This window comes from Pseudomonas aegrilactucae, from assembly GCF_019168305.1.
Taxonomy (GTDB): domain Bacteria; phylum Pseudomonadota; class Gammaproteobacteria; order Pseudomonadales; family Pseudomonadaceae; genus Aquipseudomonas; species Aquipseudomonas aegrilactucae.
The window spans coordinates 1-5,615 of sequence record NZ_JAHTBI010000033.1; the positions used below are offsets into that span (position 1 = coordinate 1).

Genomic DNA, 5,615 nt, shown 5'->3' on the forward strand with positions numbered 1-5,615 from the left:
AAAAAGGTGTCCATTATAGGCCTAGAAGCGCGCGGCTTGGAACGAAGATGACAGTTGGTGGGGAATTTGCGCCAGCAAAGCCGGCCTCTTCGCTGGCAAGCCAGCTCCCACCGGGTTCAGCGGGCGCACACAAACCCTGTGGGAGCTGGCTTGCCAGCGAAGCGGCCCGCAAGGCTGCCAACTACCGCACGGCTACAACCTCTCCCTGCCTCGTCACCCGCCCCTTCCTGAACACCAGCACATTGCCCAGCATCACCAGCACCAGCCCGCACAACGCCGGGGCCGTCCACTGGTAGCCCTCGTAGAACGCCGACACATTCAACGCCACCAACGGGAACAGCACCGTGCAATACGCCGCGCGCTCCGGGCCCATGCGCCCCACCAGCGTGAGGTAGGCGGTAAAGCCGATCACCGAGCCGGGTATCACCAGGTACAGCAACGAGCCCACATAGCGCGTGTTCCACTCCATCGCGAACGGGATGCCGCTGACCACGCAGTACATCGCCAGCATCGCCGCCCCGTACAACATGCCCCACGCATTGGTGGTCATCGGCCGCAACCCGCCCTTCTGCTGCAGGCTCGACAGCATGTTACCGGCCGAGAAGCACAGCGTACCCAGCAGTGCCAGGCCCAGGCCGATCAGGGTCTCGCGGCTGGCTGCATGCCCGGACAGCTCAGGCCAGAACAGCAGGCCCAGCCCACCCAGCCCCAGCGCGCCACCGGCCAGCACGTTGGCCGCGACCTTCTGGCCGAAGAACACCCGTGCGTTCAGTGCATTCCACAGCGTGGCGGTAGAGAACACCACCGCGATCAGGCCGCTGGGAATCCACTGGCTGGCCGTCAGGAAGCACATGAAGTTGACGCAGAACAGGCACAGCCCCTGAGCCAGGCAGATCAGGTGCGCGCGCCGGCTCATCACCTGCAGGCGCCGCCCGATCAGCAGGATCGCGAACAGCACCAGCGCCGCCAGGGCAAAGCGGTAGACGATCGAGACCGGGATGGCCACCACGCCCAACTGCCACTTGAGGGCGATCCAGGTGGTACCCCAGATGAGTACGGTCAACAGGTATAACGACAGGTTCATGGCACAGGCTCCTCACGATGGCCTTCAGTGTCCGGCCCTTGCCGGCAGCGCGCTTGCACAAACTTGCGGTTTTTGTCGGCACAGGGCTGCCAGGCGCTGCCACCCGGGGTAGGATTGGCCCCAGAGGTAGCGATCAATGAACCCGCTGGACCAGCTGCAGATCTTTCAAGCCATGCACGCCTCACCCCATGCCCGCCTGGAACACAGTGCGCTGCTCGGTGACGGCATGGCTGCAGCCCTGTGGAACAACCGCCACGATGCCCGCGACTACGAAGCGCCCAGCCACCACACGCTGTCGTGCTACATCGCCGGAGGCACCGGCACCTTCCGCCGTGATCGCCCGGCCGCCAAGGGCGGGCCCGACAAGCTGTGCATCATGCCGGCCGAGCACGCCTCGAACTGGGTGATCAACGGCAGCATCCGCCTGGCCCACCTGTACATCAGCCAGCAGCAGTTCGCGCTGGGCTGCATCCGCCTGCTGGACCGCGAACCGCGTGAGCTGCAGTTGCGTGAAGCGACCTTTATCGACGACCCCGAGCAGGCCCGGCGTTTTCGCCGCCTGATCGCGCTGAACTGGAGCGAGCCTGGCGAGCGCCTGCTGACCAGCAGCCTGGCCCACGCGATGCTCGACCATGCGCTGCTCAGCCAGGTAGGGCAGCGCAACGGGCTGCGATTGAAGGGCGGGTTGGCGGCACATCAGCGGCGCCAGTTGGCCGAGTACATCGAGGCGCACCTGGAGCAGGCGATCAGTCTGGGTGAACTGGCGCTGCAGTGCAGCCTGTCCGAATACCACTTTGCGCGGATGTTCCGCGAAAGCTTTGGTGTGCCGCCGCACCAGTACCTGCTGGCGCGGCGCCTGGCCAAGGCGCGCCAGTTGCTGCGCTGTGGCGACCTGGCGCTGGGCGAGGTGGCCCTGGCGTGCGGCTTTGCCAGTGCCAGCCATTTCAGCAACCGGTTCCGCCAGGCAGTGGGCGCTACGCCGGGGGAATACCGATTGGCCCTTCGCTGGCAAGCCAGCTCCCACAGCTAATCCACCGCCTTCAAGCTCAGTGATCACCCTGTGGGAGCTGGCTTGCCAGCGAAGGGGCCGGCCCAGCCCCTACACCACCCTCAGAACTCCAGCGTGCTCGACAGGCTCACCTGCCGCGACTCCCCCACCGCCACGAAGTAGCGGTTCACCGCCGAGCTGTAGTAGGTCTTGTCGAACAGGTTCTTCACGTTCAGCTGAAAGCGCACCTTGTGCTCGTCCATGCGGGTTTCATAGGTGGCAAACGCATCGGCCACGGTGTAGGCCGGCAGCTCGAAATCATTCTCGGCGTTGCCCGCCCGCTCACCCACATGCCGTGCCCCGGCACCCACCCGCAGGCGGTCCCCACCGAACAGGCTGCCCACCTCATACACCGCCGACAACGAGCCGGTATGGCGCGCCACGTTCTGCAGCCGGTTGCCCTTGAGTTCCGGGTCCTTGGTCACTTCGGCGGCGGTGTAGGCATAGCTGCCGATCAGGCTCCAGCGCTCGCTCACCTGCCCCGTCAGGTCCATCTCCAGCCCGCGCGAGCGCACCTCCCCGGCATTGCTGTACGCGGTCTCACGGGTGAGGGTGTCGAAATTGGCCACCAGCACGTTCTGCTTGGTGATGTCGAACACCGCCACGGTACCGGTGACCGCACCCGGCAGGTCGAGCTTGGCGCCCAGCTCCCAGGACGTGCCCTCTTCGGGTGCAATCGAACCGTCCAGTACCAGGCCGCCGGTCAGCGGCGCAATGCTCGAATTGGGCTTGAACGATTCGGTGTAGCTGCCATAGAACGACAGCGTGTCATCGACCTTGTACACCAGCCCTGCACGCGGCACCCAGGCCTGGCCGCTGGTGTCGGTATTGGCATGGAACGACCGGCCACGACCAGCGTACTGGTCGAACTGCTGGTAGCGCGCACCCGCCACCAGGATCCAGTGCTCGTCGAGGTGGATCGAGTCCTGGAAGAACAGCGAGTTGCTGCGCAGCTTGTCGGTCTGCGCGCTGTTTTCATCGGACACTGCGGTGCCCTCCTCGACCTCGCCATACACCGGGTCGACATAGCTGAAGGTGTTGCGTGCACCGCGAATCAGGTCGGCGCGGTAGACCTTGCGAAACTCGTCATCCACACCCACCAGCAGGTCGTGCTGCATACCGGCCAACTGTACCTTGCCCTCAAGGCTCACGGTGGCGAAACGGTCGCTGCTGATGGCCCCACGGGTACCGTCCAGGGCGCGTGAAAGGGTGCCCGCGGCAGCGTCCACGCCTGTCACCCGCACCTGGCTGGCATCGTAGGTCTCGCGGTTGAAGCTATAGCCCAGGTGAGCGTTCCAGTCGTCCGAAAGCGGGTGGTCGACTTCCAGGCGGTAAAGGTCCGAGCGCCCTTCCATGTCGTTGAACGGCTCGTCCAGGCGGCGCGTGCTGGGGATGTCCAAGGGGTGATGGGTGGTATTGCTGATCGCCGTGCCCCGGTCGAACGGGTACAGGAACTCGCGGTGCTCATAGGCCAAAAGCACCTGGGTGTCCTCACCGAACCAGGCCAGCGACGGTGCCACCAGTGTCTCGCGCTGGGTACCGAAATTGCGCCAGTAGTCTTCGTCCTCATGGTCGAGCACCAGGCGATAGGCGAAGTTGCTGTCCCCCAGCGCGCCAGTGCTGTCGAGCCCGCCGCCGCTGCCATTCTTGCCGCTGCCGTAGGTCGAGCCGCGCAGCGTGAGCGCGTTGTATTGCTGCAGTTGCGGGCGCTTGCTGACCACGTTGATCACCCCGCCCGGGTCCTGGATGCCGTACAGCAGCGAGGCCGGGCCCTTGAGCACTTCGACCCGCTCGGTGGTGGCGTTGAGGCTGCGCCCCTGCACGATCGGCATGCCGTCGCGCATGATCGAGCCGTCGCGGTTGTCGCCAAAACCGCGCTTCATCACCGTGTCGGAAGTACCGCCGAAGTTGTTGCCCTGGGTGATGCCGCTGACATTGCTCAGGGCATCGTCGAGGTTGCGCGGGGCCTGGTCCTCAAGCACCTGGGCCGGCACCACATTGATGGCCTGCGGGATCTCCAGGATGGGCACCTGGCTGCGCATGATGGCGCTGGTGGTCGGCGGCTGGTAGCTGCCCACGCTTTGCTGTTGCGACGAGACGGTGGTGGGCGCCAGGTTCAGCGCGCCGGCCTCGGCCAGCGGCTCGAGGGTGAGTGTGCGCGCATTCAGGCGCCGGTAGCTGAAGCCGCTGTTGCCCAGCAGTTGCTGCAAGGCCTGGTCGGCGCTGAAGGTGCCCTTGAGTGCCGGCGCCGTCAGCCCCGGCAGGTCGACGGTGTAGACCACGCTCAGCCCGGTCACCCGGCTGAAGTCATTGAGCGCCTGGGGCAAGGGTTTGCTGACCTGGGCAAAGCTGTACACCTGCTCGACCTGCTGCGTGGCCATAGCCAGGCTCACGCCGGCGCCCATCGGCAGCCATGCCGCTGCCCCCAGACCGATTGAAACGCACCGCACCAACGAAGAGTTTGCCCTGAACTTCATGCCGACGACCTGTGAGTGAACCTACCGTATGCGAATGAATCGCACTTTCACCCACTACACGGATGCCGAATGCACTTACCTCACCTGCACCCGAAATTTTTTTCAACGCAGCAGCGTCACCCGCCCCAACAGCGTCTTGCGCTGGAACCCAGCCACCGAACCGAGTGCGTCCAGCGCCGCCAGCGGGTCATTGGCCGGGAAGCTGCCGCTGACCTTGCGCTGCGCCAGACCGTCGCCCAGCAGCACGATACGCCCCGGGTAGTAGCGCGACAGTTCGTCGACCACCTGGGCCAGCGGTGCCTGGTAATAATTGAGCCAGCCCTGGCGCCAGGCCAGCCGGGTTTCGCTGTCGACGCCGTGCACGGGGCTCGCGCTGCCGTGCTCGTAGGCCACCTGCTGGCCGGCCGTCAGCACCTGCTGCGCCTGGCCATCGGCGGCGGTCACGCCGACCTTGCCGGACAGCACGGTGACACTGGCGCCATCGGCGTGGCGGCGCACCTCGAACTGCGTGCCCATCACCCGTACTTCGCCGCCGTTGGCGTGCACGGTGAACGGCGCACCGGTATGCGTGACCTGGAAGAACACCGCGCCACGGCGCACCTGCACCTGGCGCTGACCGTGGCTGAAATCGACGCTGATGGCGCTGTCGGCGTCCAGTACAAGCTGCGACTGGTCGGCCAGGGTCACGGTCTTGAGTGCGCCCACCGACGACACGTAGTCGGCGCCCAGGTCATCGACCCAGTTGGCCGGGTGCCAACCGGCACCGAGCATGACGCTCAGCACCACGCTGGCGGCCACGGCCAAACCGGCGAGCCGCGTCGGCCAGCGCCGGGCCGGACGGTCCATGGCGCGCAGCAAGTGGCCGAGCGCCTCGGCCTGCTCCCCGGCCAGGCGCGCAGCGGGGGCGGCGGTCTGCTGCCACAGCGCCTGCGCCTCGCGGTAGGCCTGGGCGTGGGCAGGGTCGGCCAGCAGCCAGCGCTTGAAGTCCGCACGCTCGGCACGCGCC

At 66.2% G+C, this 5,615-nt stretch carries 4 protein-coding genes; 1 reads left to right on the top strand and 3 read right to left on the bottom strand.

Features of this window, described 5'->3' with window-relative positions:
- Nucleotides 1-181: 181 nt before the first annotated feature.
- Nucleotides 182-1,084 carry a DMT family transporter gene (locus KUO17_RS09885; protein ID WP_217975379.1) on the bottom strand — a complete coding sequence of 301 codons (903 nt, stop codon included), beginning with the start codon at nt 1,082-1,084 and terminating at the stop codon, nt 182-184.
- 136 nt (nt 1,085-1,220) lie between these two features.
- Between KUO17_RS09885 and KUO17_RS09890 the strand changes: the two genes are divergently transcribed.
- Nucleotides 1,221-2,114: a helix-turn-helix domain-containing protein gene (locus tag KUO17_RS09890; RefSeq protein ID WP_217975381.1), complete on the top strand. Its 894-nt coding sequence runs from the start codon at nt 1,221-1,223 to the stop codon at nt 2,112-2,114.
- A gap of 80 nt (nt 2,115-2,194) precedes the next feature.
- Here KUO17_RS09890 and KUO17_RS09895 read toward each other — a convergent pair whose 3' ends face one another.
- Together KUO17_RS09895 and KUO17_RS09900 are read right to left on the bottom strand one after the other, a co-directional pair.
- Nucleotides 2,195-4,609 carry a TonB-dependent siderophore receptor gene (locus tag KUO17_RS09895; protein WP_217975383.1) on the bottom strand — a complete coding sequence of 805 codons (2,415 nt, stop codon included), beginning with the start codon at nt 4,607-4,609 and terminating at the stop codon, nt 2,195-2,197.
- Between the two features lie 102 nt (nt 4,610-4,711).
- Nucleotides 4,712-5,615 (bottom strand): FecR family protein (locus KUO17_RS09900; RefSeq protein ID WP_217975385.1); only part of this gene is annotated, 904 nt, incomplete at its 5' end.